This is a genomic window from Cuneatibacter sp. NSJ-177, from assembly GCF_022867805.1.
GTDB lineage: Bacteria > Bacillota > Clostridia > Lachnospirales > Lachnospiraceae > Pseudolachnospira.
Map to the genome: position 1 here is coordinate 15,918 of NZ_JALIFO010000009.1, position 15,650 is coordinate 31,567.

Here is a 15,650-nt window from a genome sequence, read left to right on the forward strand (position 1 = left end):
TAGTGATGAAAACAGAAAGACAGCCGGCCCCATCGCCTCCCCGCCGCAGCTAAGGCAGAGGAGAGGCGAGAGAGTCGGTAGGAGGATGCAGATTATTTCGCCATCTTTGCGGCTTTTTCCGCTCGATAAGCATCCAGCTCTTTCTCATCCACATGGTAAGGAATAAAGCACAGAGCAGACAGCACACAGACGATAGCAGGGCCAAAAGCCATCATATAGGTAATCCCGTTGACCACCTGGGGAGTCGGCTCCATCCCTGCCTGGAAGCCTACGAAGGCCAGGCCGAAGGAGGCAATCATGGTGGACAAAGCCGTTCCCATACGGATGGTGGTTCCGGACAGCGCCTGTACGAAAGCACGGGCGTTGGAGGTACCCTTCATCTCATTGTAATCCGCCAGGTCATTGGCAAAGGCAGGAATCAGCATACCGCCGACCACGCAGGAAGCGCCTACGCAAAGACGCAGGATCAGGAACGGAACCGAAGTCCGGCCGATAAAGGCAATCAGCATATAAAGGACGCCGGTCAGCAGGGAAAACCAGATAAAAGCGCTTCTTTTGCCCATGCGGTCGCACATGATCTTGCTGATCCAGGCGCCGACGAAACTGGCGACGGAACCCAGCGTCACCGCAAGGCCCAAAACTTCCGGGTCATTTAATACATATGTAGTAAAATGGTTCAGCAATGTCATAAAGAAACCAAGATGACAGTTGTTTAAAATCATGGCAACGACAAAGGGGATCATCGGTCCGCGGATACTTTTTAGCATCTGCCCCAGGCCGACCTTCTCCGCCTTTGGAGCGGACGCAGGTTTTGCTTCGCTTGGCAGATCATACTTCTTTGTCATAAAGAAAATGAGGAACGTTCCGGCCAGGATGAACAGGCCAAACGTCAAGCCGGTCAACGCGTAAGAGTTGGGGCCGGTTCCCCAAAAGGCAAGAATGCGGGTACCCACCAGGCCATAAATGAAGCCGCCGATGGTGCTGCCCTGCTGAGCATAGGTTGCCAGTGCCGTAGCGTCCGCCGTATTGCGGCTCATCGGTCCCACCAGGGAGCGCTCCGCTACCCAAAGCGTGTTGTAGCCGATGGACTGGATTGCAAACATCACCACAAACATCACGGCTGCTGCCCCTGTGGACAGGCCGAGATTCGCGAACATCAGGGGGAAGGCAATGGTCACCATCACGCCTCCGATGGGAACCCAAGACCGGAACTTGCCCCATTTCAGGTTGGTGGAGTCCACAATAATACCGGCAAGAACCATCGTTCCTACATTGATCCAGACGGAAATCGAGTTGATGGTGGCGGCCACATAGGTATCCAGCATCAGCACGTTGGTCAGGAAAAACAACCGGTAATAAGCCAAGAACATCAAGTAGAAGGTGTTCAGGAACATACCGCCGAAGCCGTACATCAACAGCTGGCTTTTCTTCAGAGTCGGCATTGCCCGTTGCACTTTGTTTTCCATAGTTTTACCTCCATTTTCTCTTGATCGATCAGACATGTTGTCTCGTTTTGAAACCTTTTCTCTAAAACTACTGACGGACCAGGCTGCTGATCAGCCCCATCACCATAGCCTCCCGTTTCTCCGTCTCTTCCGGCGGGATCGGCAGGTCCAGCTGGGCGGCCAGCGCCTTTAACCCCTCCGGATATTTGGTAATATCCACTTTCTTATCTTCCATTTCCATCCCAGGTCTCCTTTCCCTGCCTCTACGGCCGATACTCTCTCACGAACTCGCAGACCGCATGCACATTTTCCGGATTTGCATCATTGCGGAAAGACACCATTTTATCCTGGCAGAGGATAAAACCGCCGTCCTTTCCCAGCTCGTCGCACAAAAGCTTTGTCCGGTCCAGACACTGCTGTCTCGTTCCGTTCCCCAAAAGACTGACCGGCATGCCGCCGAGGATCGCGCAGTTGGGCAGCTCCTTTCTGACATCGAACACGTCATCCTGCTCCGGGTGCATGGTGATCATTCCCTTCGGATAATCCTTCAGGTACTCCCAAAACCGTTTGCTGCTCCCCTCCATAAACAGGCGCAGGGTTTTCTTTTTCTCCGCCAGAACGTCTAAAACTGCTTTCAGATCCGGCCACAGGAAACGCTCAAACTGCTTCTGATTGAGGATCGTGTGGCACAAAAGGGTGATGTCGTAATCAAAGCAGTAATCCATGTTGGGGCCTTCCGGCGCATTCTTCAGCACATTCAAGCCGGGGGTAAAGTACAGTTCATTCAGAGCTGCAATGGCCTCCTCCACCTTGGCCGGGTCCCGGCGCATATCAATGGAAAGTCCCTTGATTCCGCGGATCGTGTTGAAAAGAAAATCCAGTCCTGCATAGGCGAAGCCATTGGGAGCGGTAAAGTTGGGCATACCATACTCTTCATTCATAATCCGGGTGATATTTATGTGATACTGAATAAACTTCGACTGTTCGTCGATGGCTCTCTGCACGTCCTCCGCCGTCACCGTACCGTCCGCCCAGCAAGGGTATTTTCGGGCCATTCCTTTTTCATAAAAGAAGTTCTGAGGATCCGCAGCCAATTCTTCCAGTTCATCGTGCTCGCAGATAGCCTTATCCTTATAATTTACGGTTCCCGCCTCGTCATTGATGGAGTAGGTGGTCCCTCCCAGCGCAGCCGGAATCCGGATGGCGTTGCGCCCGCCGTACTCAAAGATGGCGTCAAAGCCATACTCCTCTTGATGACGGCGCACCACTTTTTCCATGATGGCATAGTCGTTCATCGCCTCGCTGAGCTTGTAGCCTGCATCCAGAATCTTCCACGTGACAAAAAAAGATACATGAGGCACCCGGTCAGGCTTTTTCTGCATCATAGACGCATCCCGAATCAGTTTGGTCCGGTACTGCTTCTGCTCCTGATTGGTCATAGCATTTCTCCTTTCTTGGGGGGCGGTTGTCAGCAGGCTTCCGCCCAATCGGAGCAGGTCCGGACGGTATCCTGAGGGTTATGGGCCCAGGCGTCCGCTCCCACCAGTTTGCAGGCCTCCGGGCTTACCGGCGCGCCGCCGATGATGATCTTGGTGGTATCCCGCATCCCTGCGGCGGCAAAAGCATTCACCGTGTCCTTCATCGAGTCGATAGCCAAGGTCAAGACGCCGGAGAGCGCGATGATATGGATCCCTTCTTTCTTCGCAGTCTCCACAATGGTTTCCGGCGCCACGTCGATGCCAAGATCCAGCACCTCAAAGCCAGAGGCTTCTAACATGGCAATCACGATATTCTTTCCGATGTCGTGGAGGTCGCCCTTGACCGTGCACATGATCATGCGGCCTTTTTCAGCTCCGCCTTCTCCTGCCAGCGCGGTGCGCAGGATTTCCACCGCCTGGGTCATCAGTTCCCCGGCATAGATCAAATCTCCGACAAAGTATTCCCCTGAGGCAAATAGATCGCCGACAATGTTCAGCCCCTCCTGGCAGGCCTGCATGGCCGCCGCAGCCTGGGATCCGCCGTCCGCCATCACCTCGTTCAAGGCACTGACCACAGCGTCCTCATCCAATTCTCCCATACTTTGTTTCAATTGTTCAAAATCTACCACGTCTCTAACTCCTTTCTGCTGTCTTCTGGTTTTTTCTAATCCGATCGTCCGAATGACTCATCTGGGCTTCCGCCCACTATTTTTTCTCCGGCTGCTTTCCAATTTTGCCTGCCCGGTAGGCCTTGTTATACTTCCGGCAAAGCCGGTCTCTTCCAAGCAGCGCCTCTGTGGCAAAAATCGTACCGATGACATCCCGGCTGGTCGGATCTGCGATGACGGAATCCAATCCGGCTTCCATAGACAATGCCAGGAAATTCACATTCACCAATTTACGAGCCGGCATTCCAAAGGAAATGTTGCTGAGAGCCGCCGTGACATTGACCGCAGGGTACTTCTCCTTAATCCGCCGGATGGCCTCAAAAAAGTTCAGTGCAGAGTCATTGACCGCGCTGAGCGCCAGCACCAGTGGATCAATATGTATCCTCTCCGGCGTCACCCCGTAGGAAGCAGCCTTCTCGATCAGTTCCTCGGCAATCCTTACCTTATCATCCGCATTGGCTGCGATTCCGTTGTTATCGCAGCACAGAGCCACCACGCCCCACTCCGGGTTCTCCTTCAGCAGGGGAAGCAGTTTCTCGCATTTTTCGCCCTCTCCGGAAATGGAATTGATCAGTCCGGGTTTCTCCAGCCGGGGAAAAACAGCCCGCAGCATATTGGGATCCGGAGAATCAATACAGATCGGCTTTGTCGCCACACCTTGCACCACGTCCACCAGCCACTCCAGCGCCTCTCTTTCTTCCTCAGGCCGGGTTCCTGCGCAGACATCCAGAAAATCCGCACCGCCTTCCTCCTGCCTCTTCACCAGATCCACAATGAACTGGCTGTCACGCTCCGCGATCGCCCTCGCTGTAGAGGGAATCGCACCGTTGATTTTCTCGCCAATTATGATCATAATAACGTTCACCTCTCTGTTGTTTGTTTCTTTCTTGTACGTACAAGTATACCTATGATTATTTCTCTTGTCAATAGAAAAGTCATATTTTGTAATATGAAATTGAAATCTTATTTAATATTAATTGTATTCACCAACCTTCCTTTATATTGTTCAGATTATTTCTTTTTTTTCCTCCTTCCCCCTTATCTCGATCTGCCAACAACTGTTACGTACAGGTCATGTTTTGTTCGGTTGACAAATTTTGCCGGCTGCATTATCATAAAGAAAAGACAATCGGGAGAATTTCCCAGAGAACAGATGTCGCAGCCCGTCCCGCATCAAAAGGGCAGAGGAAACCAAAACGGCGGAATACATCATCGAGGGGAAAAGAGGGATCGGATTTATGGAACAAGAATTGATTGAGGCAATGGCTGCACTGGATGAAGACAAGGTGCTTCAATATACTCAGGATCTCCTGGACAGCGGAGCCACCAGCGTCCAGATTCAAAGCTACCTGAACGCCGGCTTGCAAAAGGTGGGGAAGCTATTTGAAAATGGAGATTATTTTTTGGCTGACCTGATCGTGTCGGGCATCATCTACCGGGCCGCCATGGGACTTTTCTGCTCCAGTATGCGCCGCGCCGGCAGCAAATCTCTGGGGCGTATCATCATTGGAGTGGTGGAAAATGATATCCACGATATCGGCAAAGATATTGTCTGTGATGTGCTGATCTCCGAAGGTTTTGAAGTGATCGATCTGGGAATTGACGTGGGAAGCCGGGATTTTGTGGAGGCAGTGCGGAAGCACAAACCGGATGTTCTGGCTCTCAGCGGGGTGATGAACTTTGCCCTGCAGTCCATGTCTGACACCATCAAGGCGCTGGATAAGGAGGGCCTAAGGGACACCGTAGCCATCGTGGTCGGCGGAAGCAGTGTAAACAATCAGAAGGCGGAGGCCCTGGGTGCGGACGCAGTGGCGGACGACCCGGCCGATACCGCAGCTTTCTGTAAAACAGTAGTGGAGAGGAAGCGACATGAAGAATAATGAAAAGCTGATTGCTCCGCGTTATGTAGCCGTCGCGGATACGATTCGCGGACAGATCTTTCAGGGGGAGTGGAATCCCGGAGACATGCTCCCCTCGGAAAATGTGTTCGCGGAGCGTTTTTCTGTCAGCCGGGAAACCATTCGCAAGAGCCTGAAACGTTTAGAGACCGACGGATATCTGACTCCCCAGGCAGGAAAAGGATATTTTGTTTCGATGCCCAAGCACAACCGTTTTATCGTCGATTTTGCGGAGGATGAGGAGCAGGACGGCTGTACTTCCAAGCTGAAATGGACCAGAGTCATTCTCCCGAACGAGGAGATCAGCCGTGCGCTCTCCCTCAATGAGACGGGCCGGGTGGTAGAAATCTGCCGGTTGATCCTGCGGGAAAACGTGCCCTGCGCCCTGGATCTGAAATATCTGCCCTACGAGAAAGGTCTCCCGCTGATCGAGGCTGCGATCAATTACGCGGTATTTCCGGACATCATCGCCTCCAAAACAGCGCCATTTGCCTTCCATACCCGAATGGAACTCTCCGCCGAGCTGGCCGAAGGGCTGTCTCTGGAACTGCTCAACTGCCAGGTGGGGGAACCCGTGCTGGTGGCGCGCCGCTATCTGACCGGAAAAAATAATTCCCGGATCGGCTATGGAATTAAATATTTCAAACAGCCTCAGGAAGGGATTGTCGGTTTTTCGGGCTATATGTCAAAGGGAAATCCCGTTGGATAGACTTGGCTGATTTTTTAAGGAAATCAGAACTTCCGGATCGTATCCCCTTCGTCATCCGTATTGGAGATGGAGCGGATTTCAACATAGTATCCCACGGTATCGCTGACCTTCACGTAAACCCGGTCCCCGGCCTTGTGCCCCAGCAGAGCTCGTCCCAAAGGTGATTCGGTGCTGATATAGCCTTTCAGGGAATTTCCGCGGATCGTGGTGACCAGCTTAAAGGTATCGGTCTCATCGTCGTCCTCAAAGTAGACTTCCACCGTGTTGTTGATGCCGACTTCATCGTCCTTCGACTGATCGGACACGATCTTCGCGGTCTTAATCATTCGCTCCAGATAGCGAATCCGGCTCTCATTTTGGTTTTTGTCTTTCTTTGCGGCATGGTATTCAAAATTTTCGCTGAGATCGCCGTGGGCGCGGGCCTCCTTGACGGCCTCTAAGGCCTCCTTGCGGACCACCAGCTTCCGGTATTCAATCTCTTTTTTCATCTTCTCGATGTCGCTCCGCGTCAATTCGTCATACATGATCCTTCCCCCTTCTTGTCCTGCCTTACAGTATAGCATTTCTTTTCCTCGGATGCAAAAGGAAAAAACCGGCCCCATTCCCCAGAAAAAGACGCAATCCGCCACGGCAGGCTGATCGAAAACGAACCGCGCCCAGCAGTCAATACCTGCCGGGCGCGGCTTCCATTTTGTCTTTGTAAGTCCAGACGGAATTCTATTTCCAAACCTCGCGCAGCACGCGGATGGCGTTTCCGCCGATGACCTTCGCGATCTCCTCCTCGGTGTAGCCGTGCTTTACCAGCCAGCGCACGATGTTCCAGGAAGCCTCGGTCGGGTTTTCCAGATACTTGATATAAGGCTGCTCGGTGAAGGTGCTTCCGGCTGCCGCCTGGGTGGCTTTGGTGGACAAGGTTGCGGCAAAGGCGTGATGAACCCCCACATGGTCGCCGTAGAGCGTGTCCGGTCCGAAGGTTACGTGGTCGATGCCGACCATGTTCTTCACATATTCAAAATGCTCCATCACTGTATCCAAGGTATGGGTTCCGGCCGCCGGGGACATGGTGGTGTGGGGGGCCGCCTCGATGCCGACGACGCCGCCTTTCTTCGCAATCGCCTGGATCAGTTCGTCGCTGGCCATCCGTCTGCTGTTCCAAATGCCCTTGGCGCCCATATGGCTGGCGATGATCGGCATCTTGGAGTACATCACCGCGTCATAGGCGGTCTGAGATCCGCAGTGGGACACATCCAAAAGCATGCCGACCTTGTTCATCCGCTCCACGCACTTCTTCCCGAAAGCCGTCAGGCCGCCGTCGTGCTCTTCCTTGATTCCGGAGCCCAGGGCGCAGGCCTCGGAGTAGGTCACACCCAGCTGGCGGACGCCCAGGCCGTAGAGGATGTCGATCCGGTCTTCCTCGTTTTCGATGCAGGCCGCACCTTCGATTACGCCGACCCAGGCGATCTTCCCGGCCTTCTTCGCCGCAAAGATATCGTCCACGGTCTTAGCGTGTACCAGGAAATCCTGATGGGCAATGTCGCAGAGACGCATACCCAGGTCATGGATGATGTCAATCCATTTCCAGCCGTTGGGGGAGGAAATGATGTTCACGCCGTCCATCATGTTATCAAAGACACAGTCCAGGTTCGAGTAGGCCAGCGCCTCATAAGAGCAGAACTGACGGCCGGCGCGCATGGCGTCGTTGATGTCCCGCGCCGTTCCCATGGTCTTGGGGAAGAAAGTCGGGTGGTCATGGACGGAGACATAAGGATATTTCTCCAGAATCTCCTTCACCATTGCTTCCTGTTCGTCGGAAAGCTCCAACACATGACGGCCGGCCCAATCCCAGTCAGCCCATTTAAGATCCGGGTAGTCCTTTCCCGCTTCCAGGTAAGAATACGCCTGATACCCCTTGTAAGCTTCTTTCTTCTTCATCTCCATGATGAAATCCTTCTTTCTTTTCTAATATTCATTCCTGTGAAATGCGGTTTTTCTTCTCCGGGACAAATCCGGACCAACCAAATCCCGCTTGTCTCACAGTTCCTTTCTGTGGGAAAGCTGCCCCTCCGCAAGCGGAAAGGCAGCCTTGGTTTTTGTTATTTTGCGTATACGTTTACCATCTTGGTTACGGTCAGAGGGCCGCTGACGCCGGGTACGATGCCCCAGCCGCCGAACTTCTCGGTGTTGACCGGGTACACGTTGGACGCCACCAGCAGGTTGACGGTGGGCAGATTCTCGACAAAGAGTTTCTGCCACTCATCCATAATCGCAATACGCTCGTTCCGGTCCATGGTGGTCTTGGCCTTCATCAGCAGATCATCCATCTCCTGATTGTTGAAGTCCATATAGTTCAGCTGCTGGCCAATGCCGTAGATCGTGTAAATCGTGGTGTCCACGTCGTCGATGGTGGCCCAGAGCGCATAGCTCAGGTCATAGTCGTGGCCCTGGGTTACATTGGCCGTGAAGGTGGTCGCATCCACCGGGCTTAAATCCATGCCGATTCCGATCTTCTGGAAATCGCTGCGCAGGATCTCCATGATAGAGTCCACGTTGGCCAGGGTATTGCGGTAGGTCATGGTGAACTGCAGCGGTGTGCCGTCGGAAGCCTCGCGGATTCCGTCGCCGTTGGCATCGGTGTAACCGGCCTGATCCAGCAGGGCATTGGCGCCGTCCAGATCAAAGGCAGGCTGTTTGATGTCAGACTTTACAAAATCGGCCCAAACCTGGGAAATCGGATGGGTCATCGGCTCCGCGCCGCCCTGGTAAGCCACCGTACAGATCGCATCGCGGTCCATGGCCATGGCCATGGCCTTTCTCAGGTTCGCGTCCTGCAAGAGCGTGTTGTTCTGGCAGAAAGAGATGAACCCATAGCCAAGAGACTGCACGGACAGCAGCTCAAAGCTGGCGTTGTTCTGAAGCTGGTTTTGAGCCGCCACGGTGATAAAGTTGGAGGAGGTGTCGATCTCCCCGTTCTGCAGGGCCAGGATCACCGCGTTCTCGTCGCTGTAGACGCTGAATACGATCTCGTCCAGCAGGGCGCCCTTGCCGTCGTTGGCCATGGTAAAGTACGGATTCTTCTTCAGCACACAGTATTCGCCCTGTACATAGTCGTCCACATAGAAGGGCCCGTAGCCGATGCCGCTGTAGGTGTGGTTCATCGGGTCGGTCTCTTTCTCAAACTCCGCCTTGGGCATGATCGGAATCCAGTAGCCCGCGCTGTTGTAGAAGTTGACGTTGCTGGCGCTCAGATGGTACACAACCGTGTGCTCATCCTTGATCTCGCAGTTTTCCACCAGGGACAGGAAGCTGGGAGCGTAGCTCAGCTTGTGTTCCAGCATGTAGTCGCAGGTGAATTTGACATCCTCGCTGGTCAGCGGGGTACCGTCGCTCCAGACCAGGTCATCCCGGAAGGTGACGGTGAATTCCGTGGCATCCTCGTTGTTGGTGACTTCCTTGACCAGGTAGTTCTCCTTGATTCCTTCTTCATTGATCTGAAGAGGGAACGGACACACCAGGCTCATGATGGAATAAGCGGCCTGATCGTTGTGGGTCCAGATATTCAGGTTTACCGGTGCGGAAGGCTGACCGACGCGGAGGGTTCCTCCTGCCTGTGCCTCGCCGCCTGCGGCGCCGCTCTCTCCGGCTGCCGCCGTGGTCTCGCCAGCCGCCGCTGTGGTGGCTCCGCCGGCTGCTGCTGTGGTTCCTGCGCCGCTTCCGCTGGAGCAGGAAGCGAGAGCCAGGCAAAGAGCCATGCTCATCGCTGCCATTGCTTTCAAATGCTTCATTTCTTTCCTCCTAAAGATTGCTTCTATTGGAAATACCAATTTGGTAATTTCTCACGAAATTTTCAGTTCTGACGGTTCTTTCGCAGAACGCGGCCCGCATAGGTCCGAAGAACCTGGCCGTCCTCCAATTCCACCTGCCCGTTGACCACCAGGAATTCGCAGCCTTCTCCGGTCAGCTCCGGCGTCTTGTACTGCTCCTGGGAAACCTCCGGGTAGTAGTAATGCTCCAGATCGATCACCGCGATATCCGCGAAATTCCCTTCCTGTAACCGTCCTCTCTTTTCGATGCCGAAATGATCCGCCACCAAAGAGGTGTTTCTGCGGACGATCTCTTCATAGGGAACGCCCTTTTTCAGATACCGGTTGGCAAAGATGATGAAGCTTCCCCGGCGGCGCACCTCGTACCAGTCAAAGGGATCGGCCGGATCGCCGAAGATCTCGTCGCTTCCCACCGACACGTAAGGGTTTTCCACGATGGACGGGCAGTGGTCGATAAACTTGGACGGCACATGGGCCGCAGGCGCATTGACCCAGAACACATAGTTGTTGTCGTCCGCAATCAGGTCCAGCATACACTCGTCGGGGTCGACGCCGCGCTCCCTTGCGATATCCAATACGGAACGGTTTTCCAGATGGGGATCGTCGGAGTGGACCACATATTTGCTTCCTTTGTTCCCGGCAAAGATATAGCACTCTCTGATAATCATGGCGCGGCCCTCCGGGTCGGCCAGCGCTTTTTTCACGCCTTCCACGCCCTGGGAGAACAGCTCGTCGGAGAGAGCCATGATAAAAAGGAACATTCGGGACTTGCTGATGCAGTGGCCGGTGCTGTCGGGGATCGTGTCGATGTGAACCCGCACGCCTTCCTCGTCGTGGGCTTTCCGAGCCGCCTCAAAGGCTTCCGGCGTGTCCGAGGCCAGATGGGAAATCTGGATCTTGGCTCCGGTTCTGCGCCCGACTTCCAGGAATTCCTGGGTGGCTTCGTAGATGCCGATGGCGTTTCTCTGATGCGCGGCCGCCACTCCGTCGTAGGCTTTTACCATGTTGACCACGTCGCAGAGTTCTTCGATGTCCGCGTACCGGCTCGGCACATAGTCCAGCCCAAAGGAGATGCCGAACATGCCCTGGTCCATCCCGTTTTTAACGATGGACTCAATCTTTGCGTGCTCCTCCTCGGTCGGCTTTCTCGGATGGGCGCCGTTCATAACGCTCCAGCGGATCGTTCCGTGGCCCATCAAAGTGACGAAGTTCAGATTCGTGCCTTTCTCCTCGGCTGCCTGGGCGTAGCTCTCAAAGTCATGCCAGCGGGGGAACGTCTTTTTGTACTCCTCCCACTGTTTCAGGCTTAACAGGCCGTTTCCCAGATAGTAGTCCATGATATGGTTCACGTCTCCGGGAATGACCGAATGACCGCAGTTGCCGTTGACCACCGTAGTCACGCCCTCCTTCAAAAAGAACGGATACCGGCCGTCAATCATGCAGACCCACTCTTCATGGACATGGGGGTCAATCAGGCCGGGAATCACATATTTCCCTTTTGCGTCGTAGACTTTCTTTGCCTCTTCTTCAATCTTCGGGGCAATCTTTGCAATCCGGTCCCCGCTTACCGCCACGTCGGCCGGAAAAGCAGGCTTCCCGGTCCCGTCGATAACAAGGCCGTTTTGAATCAATAAGTCATACATATTTGCGCCTTCTTTCTTATGGGCTTAATCTCTGCCCTTCGGGTTTAAGATATCGTTGATCGCCGTTCCCAGCATGTTAAAGCAGACAACGAAGATGACGATGCACAGGCTCGGAATCAGCCACCACCACCAAGGGTTCGGGCTGCTGATCACCGCGTTGCTGGTCCAGGCCCTCTTCAGGATCGTGCCCCAGGACCAGGTGGTCGGATCGCCGAGGCCGAGGAAGCTGAGGCTGGCCTCAGAGAGTACGGCGCTGGCCATGATCAGGGTCAGATTGACAAAGACCGGGCCAGTGGCGTTTAAGAGCACGTGCTTAAACAGGATCCGGGGCTTTGATAGTCCCAGGCAGGTGGCCGCCTCGATGTACTGCATCTCGGAAATTTTCAGCGTGGCATTTTTCGTGACGCGGGCCAGCTGCGGCCAGGAAAACAGGCCGATGACCAGCGCCACGTTGTTGATCGAGGTTCCCATGATGGCCGCCATAATAATCATCAACGGCAGCATCGGCAGGGTCAGGAAAATATCGATACAGGCGTCGATGATCTCTCCCAGCCAGCCTTTCACAAAACCGCTAATCAGCCCTGCCGGGATTCCGATCAGAGCGGAGATCACAACGGCGGTCAAGGATACGTACAGGGAGGTGCGGGCCCCCCAGATCACCTCAGCCAGGATATCGAGGCCCAGCTTATCGGTGCCCAGCGGGTGGGAAAGGCTCGGCGCCAGCAGAATATCCGCGGTATAGCCTTCGGGATAGGCCACCAGAAACGGGGCGATCACGCCCAAAATAACGATCAGCGCCACCCCGATCAGGCCGATCATACCATTTTTATTTCTCAGGAAATAATATCCAAAGGATTTTCTTTGTTTCATCGCTTATTTCCCTCCCAGCTTAATTCTCGGATCTAACCAGGCGACCACCAAGTCGGTCAGGAAGTTCATCAGAACCACGCTGACGGACATCAGCAAAAATCCTCCCTGTAAGACCGGATAGTCCAAAGCAGTGACCGCGTCGTAGATCATACGGCCGATGCCGGGCCAGGAGAACACGGTTTCCGTCATCACCGATCCGCCGACCATGACGCCGATCTGCAGGCCGATCACGGTAACGGTGGGAATCAGCGCGTTCTTTAGAGCATGGACCTTTAAGGTGCGCTTCTTGTCAAGTCCCTTGGAGTAGGCGGTCCGGATATAGTCTTCTTTCAGCACGTCGATCATACTGTTTCTCGTGTACAGCACAGCATTGGCCAGCATCATCACCGACAGGGTGACGGCGGGCAGAATCGCGTGGCGCGCAATATCCAGCACATAGGAGAACCCTTCTCCCTTCGGCGGCGTGTAGGCTCCTGCCGTCGGCAGGACGCCGAGGCGGAAGGAAAACAGGTACAGCAGCAAAAACGCCAAAAATGGAATAAAGATGGAAATCCCCATGGTCACCACGATACTGATGATCCGGTCTGATAGCCGTCCCTTTCGCTTCGCCGCCAGGACGCCCACCGGGATTCCGATGATCACCACCAGCAGCAAGACGATGCCGATCAAAAGCAGGGTCCAGGGAAGCTTTTGCGCAATCAATTCCGTCACATTGGCGCGGCTCCCAAAGCTGACTCCCAGATCTCCCTGCACCACTCCTTTTAAAAACAGGATGTACTGCTCGCCGAAGGACTTGTCCAGGCCGAATTTTTCCATCAGCATGTCCTGAGTCTCCTGGCTCATGTGGGGATCGATCATCAGCTCCACCGGGTTGGAGGGCATCAGACGGATGATAAAAAAGGTCAAAGTCAGGGAGACAAAGATGGTCAAAAGGCCGCGGCCGATTCTCTGTAATATGTATCTGCTCATTTGTTCTCACCCACCTTTGCAAAATGACAGCGGATCTGATGGTCCGCACTGACCGGGATCAGCTCCGGCTCCTCCTCAAAGCACTTCGGCTGCGCCTTGAAGCAGCGTTGGCAGAACCGGCAGCCCTTCGGCGGATTTACCGGGCTTGGAATATCTCCTTCCAGGATGATCCGCTCCGCATTGGGCTCCGTGGTCGGCTCCAAAATCGCGGAGATCAGGGACTGGGTGTAGGGGTGGGTATTCTCATCAAAAATTTCATCGTAGGGAGCAATCTCCATGACCTTCCCCAGATACATGACCATAATCCGGTCGCTGATATAGCGGATCACCGCCAGATCGTGGCCGATAAACACATAGGTCAGATGGAGCTTTTCTTTCAGGTCGTTAAAGAGGTTCAAAATCTGCGCCTGCACCGACACGTCCAGGGCGGACACGGATTCGTCGCAGAAAAGGATCTTCGGATTCACGGCCAGGGCCCGCGCAATCCCGATTCTCTGGCGCTGCCCGCCGGAGAACTCGTGAGGGTAGCGGTCGTAGACCTCCGGCTGGAGGCCGATCATCTGAAGAAGCTCCTTAACCTTTTGTCTGGCCTCCTCTTTATTCTTCGCCTGCCCATTGATCAGCATCGGCTCCGCTATGGCGCTGCCGACCTTCATCTTCGGGTTTAAAGACGCATAGGGGTCCTGAAAAATCATCTGGAGCTCGGAGCGGAGCATTTTGCTGTTGGACACCTTGAAGTCCGTGATATTCTGGCCCTTGTACTCCACGGTTCCGCCGCTGGAAGGGATCAGACCCAGGATTGTGCGGGCCAGCGTGGATTTTCCGGATCCGGACTCGCCGACGATCCCCAATGTCTCCCCCTCATACAGCTCAAAACTGACGTCCTCCACCGCATGGACGTATTTTTTCTCTTCGATCAGCTTCCGTTTCTTCACCTTGAAGAACTTGTTCAGGTGGCTGACCTTCAGGATCGGTTCCTTACTCATGGACGATTTCCTCCCCCTCAAACGGCAGGAAGCACTGCACCAAATGGTCGTCTCCCACCTTCTTCAACGGCGGCCGCTTTTTCCGGCATTCTTCCGTGCAGCGCTCGCAGCGGTCTGCAAAACGGCAGCCCTCCTTAAAATCAAACACGGTGGGAACCGTACCCGGAATCGTATGCAGCGGCTTCTTCTCACTCTTTGTGGTCGGGATCGACGCCATCAGGCCCTGGGTGTAAGGGTGCAGCGGATGGTCGAAAATAGCCTTCAAGGTTCCCCGCTCCACGGCGCGGCCCGCATACATCACGACCACTTCCTCGCAGATGTCGGCCACAATGCCCAGATTATGGGTGACCACCACCAGGCCGCCTGTGCCTTTTAGTTTTTTCATAATATCCAATATCTGGGCCTGGATCGTCACGTCCAGAGCCGTGGTCGGCTCGTCGGCGATCAAAAGAATCGGATGGTTGATCACCGCCATGGCAATCATAACGCGCTGGCGCATGCCGCCGGAGAACTCGTGGGGATACTGATTCAGACGGGTCTCCGGGTTGGAAATCCCTACCTCCGCCAGCACTTCCACCACTCTTTTTTGCTGTTCTTCTTTGGTGATCGAAGGCTCATGAATCTTCAGCGCCTCGCCGATCTGAAATCCGATGGTCAAAACCGGGTTCAAGGCCGTCATCGGCTCCTGAAAGATCATGGAAATGTCCTTTCCGCGGACCTTTTCCATCTCCGCGTCGCTCATCTGAAGCAGGTTTCTTCCCTGAAACAGGATTTCCCCGCCCTGAACCACCGCGGACGGGGGCAGCAGGCGCATCATGGACAGGCTGGTCATACTCTTGCCGCAGCCGGATTCGCCGACAATGCCGAGAGCCCTTCCCTCTTCCACTTTAAAGGAAACTTGATCCAGCAGGTTAAAGACAACGCCGTCGTCGTCCTTAAAGCCCATGCTGTAGTCCTTGAATTCTACTATCGTAGCCATTCTTCCGCTCCTTTACTCTTTCCTCTTACTCGGTAACAATCCCTCTTTGTTTGGCGGTTCAACGCTTCAACTCGCCGCAGTAAAAAGGGGAAAGTGCCGCGCAGGCTTGCCTCCGCAACATCTTTCCCCTATGTCTGTAATCACAGTTTCCATAAAGATTTTAAAACTTCAACAGCCTGGTACT

At 54.3% G+C, this 15,650-nt stretch carries 15 protein-coding genes; 2 read left to right on the forward strand and 13 right to left on the reverse strand.

The window, feature by feature from the left end; genetic code table 11:
• Positions 1–92: 92 nt before the first annotated feature.
• The 5 genes from MUB23_RS14585 to MUB23_RS14605 form a co-directional block, all read right to left on the reverse strand.
• Positions 93–1,466, reverse strand: coding sequence for an MFS transporter (locus MUB23_RS14585; RefSeq protein WP_244801351.1), 1,374 nt, complete (start codon positions 1,464–1,466; stop codon positions 93–95).
• A 67-nt stretch (positions 1,467–1,533) separates the two neighbouring features.
• The gene (locus tag MUB23_RS14590; RefSeq protein ID WP_244801353.1) at positions 1,534–1,686 is read right to left on the reverse strand and encodes a hypothetical protein; all 153 of its coding nucleotides are present in this window, start codon (positions 1,684–1,686) and stop codon (positions 1,534–1,536) included.
• A 22-nt stretch (positions 1,687–1,708) separates the two neighbouring features.
• Positions 1,709–2,884 (reverse strand): uroporphyrinogen decarboxylase family protein, encoded by a 1,176-nt coding sequence (locus MUB23_RS14595; protein WP_244801355.1) that lies wholly within the window; start codon positions 2,882–2,884, stop codon positions 1,709–1,711.
• A 29-nt stretch (positions 2,885–2,913) separates the two neighbouring features.
• Positions 2,914–3,552 (reverse strand): cobalamin B12-binding domain-containing protein, encoded by a 639-nt coding sequence (locus MUB23_RS14600; protein ID WP_244801357.1) that lies wholly within the window; start codon positions 3,550–3,552, stop codon positions 2,914–2,916.
• Between the two features lie 76 nt (positions 3,553–3,628).
• Positions 3,629–4,444 (reverse strand): methyltetrahydrofolate cobalamin methyltransferase, encoded by an 816-nt coding sequence (locus tag MUB23_RS14605; RefSeq protein WP_244801359.1) that lies wholly within the window; start codon positions 4,442–4,444, stop codon positions 3,629–3,631.
• Between the two features lie 385 nt (positions 4,445–4,829).
• On the opposite strand from MUB23_RS14605, the gene MUB23_RS14610 reads away from it, so the two are divergent.
• The gene (locus MUB23_RS14610) at positions 4,830–5,471 is read left to right on the forward strand and encodes a cobalamin B12-binding domain-containing protein (RefSeq protein ID WP_244801361.1); all 642 of its coding nucleotides are present in this window, start codon (positions 4,830–4,832) and stop codon (positions 5,469–5,471) included.
• Complete coding sequence (locus MUB23_RS14615; RefSeq protein ID WP_244801363.1) at positions 5,461–6,198, forward strand: GntR family transcriptional regulator; 738 nt, start codon at positions 5,461–5,463, stop codon at positions 6,196–6,198. The genes MUB23_RS14610 and MUB23_RS14615 overlap by 11 nt, the downstream gene beginning before the upstream one ends.
• Positions 6,199–6,221: 23 nt before the next feature.
• Here the strand turns inward: MUB23_RS14615 and greA are convergent, their stop codons facing one another.
• The 8 genes from greA to MUB23_RS14655 all read right to left on the reverse strand — a co-directional run bounded on the left by greA (position 6,222) and on the right by MUB23_RS14655 (position 15,466).
• Positions 6,222–6,722, reverse strand: a complete 501-nt coding sequence (gene greA / locus MUB23_RS14620) for a transcription elongation factor GreA (RefSeq protein WP_244801365.1) — start codon at positions 6,720–6,722, stop codon at positions 6,222–6,224.
• Positions 6,723–6,915: 193 nt separating this feature from the next.
• A complete protein-coding gene (locus MUB23_RS14625) occupies positions 6,916–8,136 on the reverse strand; it encodes a dipeptidase (protein WP_244801366.1) in 1,221 nt (406 codons plus the stop codon).
• A gap of 155 nt (positions 8,137–8,291) precedes the next feature.
• Positions 8,292–9,980 carry an ABC transporter substrate-binding protein gene (locus MUB23_RS14630; RefSeq protein WP_244801368.1) on the reverse strand — a complete coding sequence of 563 codons (1,689 nt, stop codon included), beginning with the start codon at positions 9,978–9,980 and terminating at the stop codon, positions 8,292–8,294.
• A 62-nt stretch (positions 9,981–10,042) separates the two neighbouring features.
• Positions 10,043–11,662 (reverse strand): N-acyl-D-amino-acid deacylase family protein, encoded by a 1,620-nt coding sequence (locus tag MUB23_RS14635; RefSeq protein WP_244801370.1) that lies wholly within the window; start codon positions 11,660–11,662, stop codon positions 10,043–10,045.
• A 24-nt stretch (positions 11,663–11,686) separates the two neighbouring features.
• Positions 11,687–12,532 (reverse strand): ABC transporter permease, encoded by an 846-nt coding sequence (locus tag MUB23_RS14640; RefSeq protein ID WP_244801372.1) that lies wholly within the window; start codon positions 12,530–12,532, stop codon positions 11,687–11,689.
• A 3-nt stretch (positions 12,533–12,535) separates the two neighbouring features.
• Positions 12,536–13,501, reverse strand: coding sequence for an ABC transporter permease (locus tag MUB23_RS14645; RefSeq protein ID WP_244801373.1), 966 nt, complete (start codon positions 13,499–13,501; stop codon positions 12,536–12,538).
• Complete coding sequence (locus MUB23_RS14650; RefSeq protein WP_244801374.1) at positions 13,498–14,487, reverse strand: ABC transporter ATP-binding protein; 990 nt, start codon at positions 14,485–14,487, stop codon at positions 13,498–13,500. Before MUB23_RS14650 ends, MUB23_RS14645 begins: the two co-directional genes overlap by 4 nt.
• Entirely contained in the window at positions 14,480–15,466 is a 987-nt protein-coding gene (locus tag MUB23_RS14655; RefSeq protein WP_244801375.1) for an ABC transporter ATP-binding protein, read from the reverse strand. Before MUB23_RS14655 ends, MUB23_RS14650 begins: the two co-directional genes overlap by 8 nt.
• Between the last annotated feature and the right edge of the window lie 184 nt (positions 15,467–15,650).

Coding starts and splice junctions, on each gene's coding strand:
- MUB23_RS14585 (WP_244801351.1), bottom strand. CDS start 1,466: ATGGAAAACAAAGTGCAACGGGCAATGCCGACTCTGAAGAAAAGCCAG.
- MUB23_RS14590 (WP_244801353.1), bottom strand. CDS start 1,686: ATGGAAATGGAAGATAAGAAAGTGGATATTACCAAATATCCGGAGGGG.
- MUB23_RS14595 (WP_244801355.1), bottom strand. CDS start 2,884: ATGACCAATCAGGAGCAGAAGCAGTACCGGACCAAACTGATTCGGGAT.
- MUB23_RS14605 (WP_244801359.1), bottom strand. CDS start 4,444: ATGATCATAATTGGCGAGAAAATCAACGGTGCGATTCCCTCTACAGCG.
- MUB23_RS14610 (WP_244801361.1), top strand. CDS start 4,830: ATGGAACAAGAATTGATTGAGGCAATGGCTGCACTGGATGAAGACAAG.
- MUB23_RS14615 (WP_244801363.1), top strand. CDS start 5,461: ATGAAGAATAATGAAAAGCTGATTGCTCCGCGTTATGTAGCCGTCGCG.
- greA (WP_244801365.1), bottom strand. CDS start 6,722: ATGTATGACGAATTGACGCGGAGCGACATCGAGAAGATGAAAAAAGAG.
- MUB23_RS14625 (WP_244801366.1), bottom strand. CDS start 8,136: ATGGAGATGAAGAAGAAAGAAGCTTACAAGGGGTATCAGGCGTATTCT.
- MUB23_RS14630 (WP_244801368.1), bottom strand. CDS start 9,980: ATGAAGCATTTGAAAGCAATGGCAGCGATGAGCATGGCTCTTTGCCTG.
- MUB23_RS14635 (WP_244801370.1), bottom strand. CDS start 11,662: ATGTATGACTTATTGATTCAAAACGGCCTTGTTATCGACGGGACCGGG.
- MUB23_RS14640 (WP_244801372.1), bottom strand. CDS start 12,532: ATGAAACAAAGAAAATCCTTTGGATATTATTTCCTGAGAAATAAAAAT.
- MUB23_RS14645 (WP_244801373.1), bottom strand. CDS start 13,501: ATGAGCAGATACATATTACAGAGAATCGGCCGCGGCCTTTTGACCATC.
- MUB23_RS14650 (WP_244801374.1), bottom strand. CDS start 14,487: ATGAGTAAGGAACCGATCCTGAAGGTCAGCCACCTGAACAAGTTCTTC.
- MUB23_RS14655 (WP_244801375.1), bottom strand. CDS start 15,466: ATGGCTACGATAGTAGAATTCAAGGACTACAGCATGGGCTTTAAGGAC.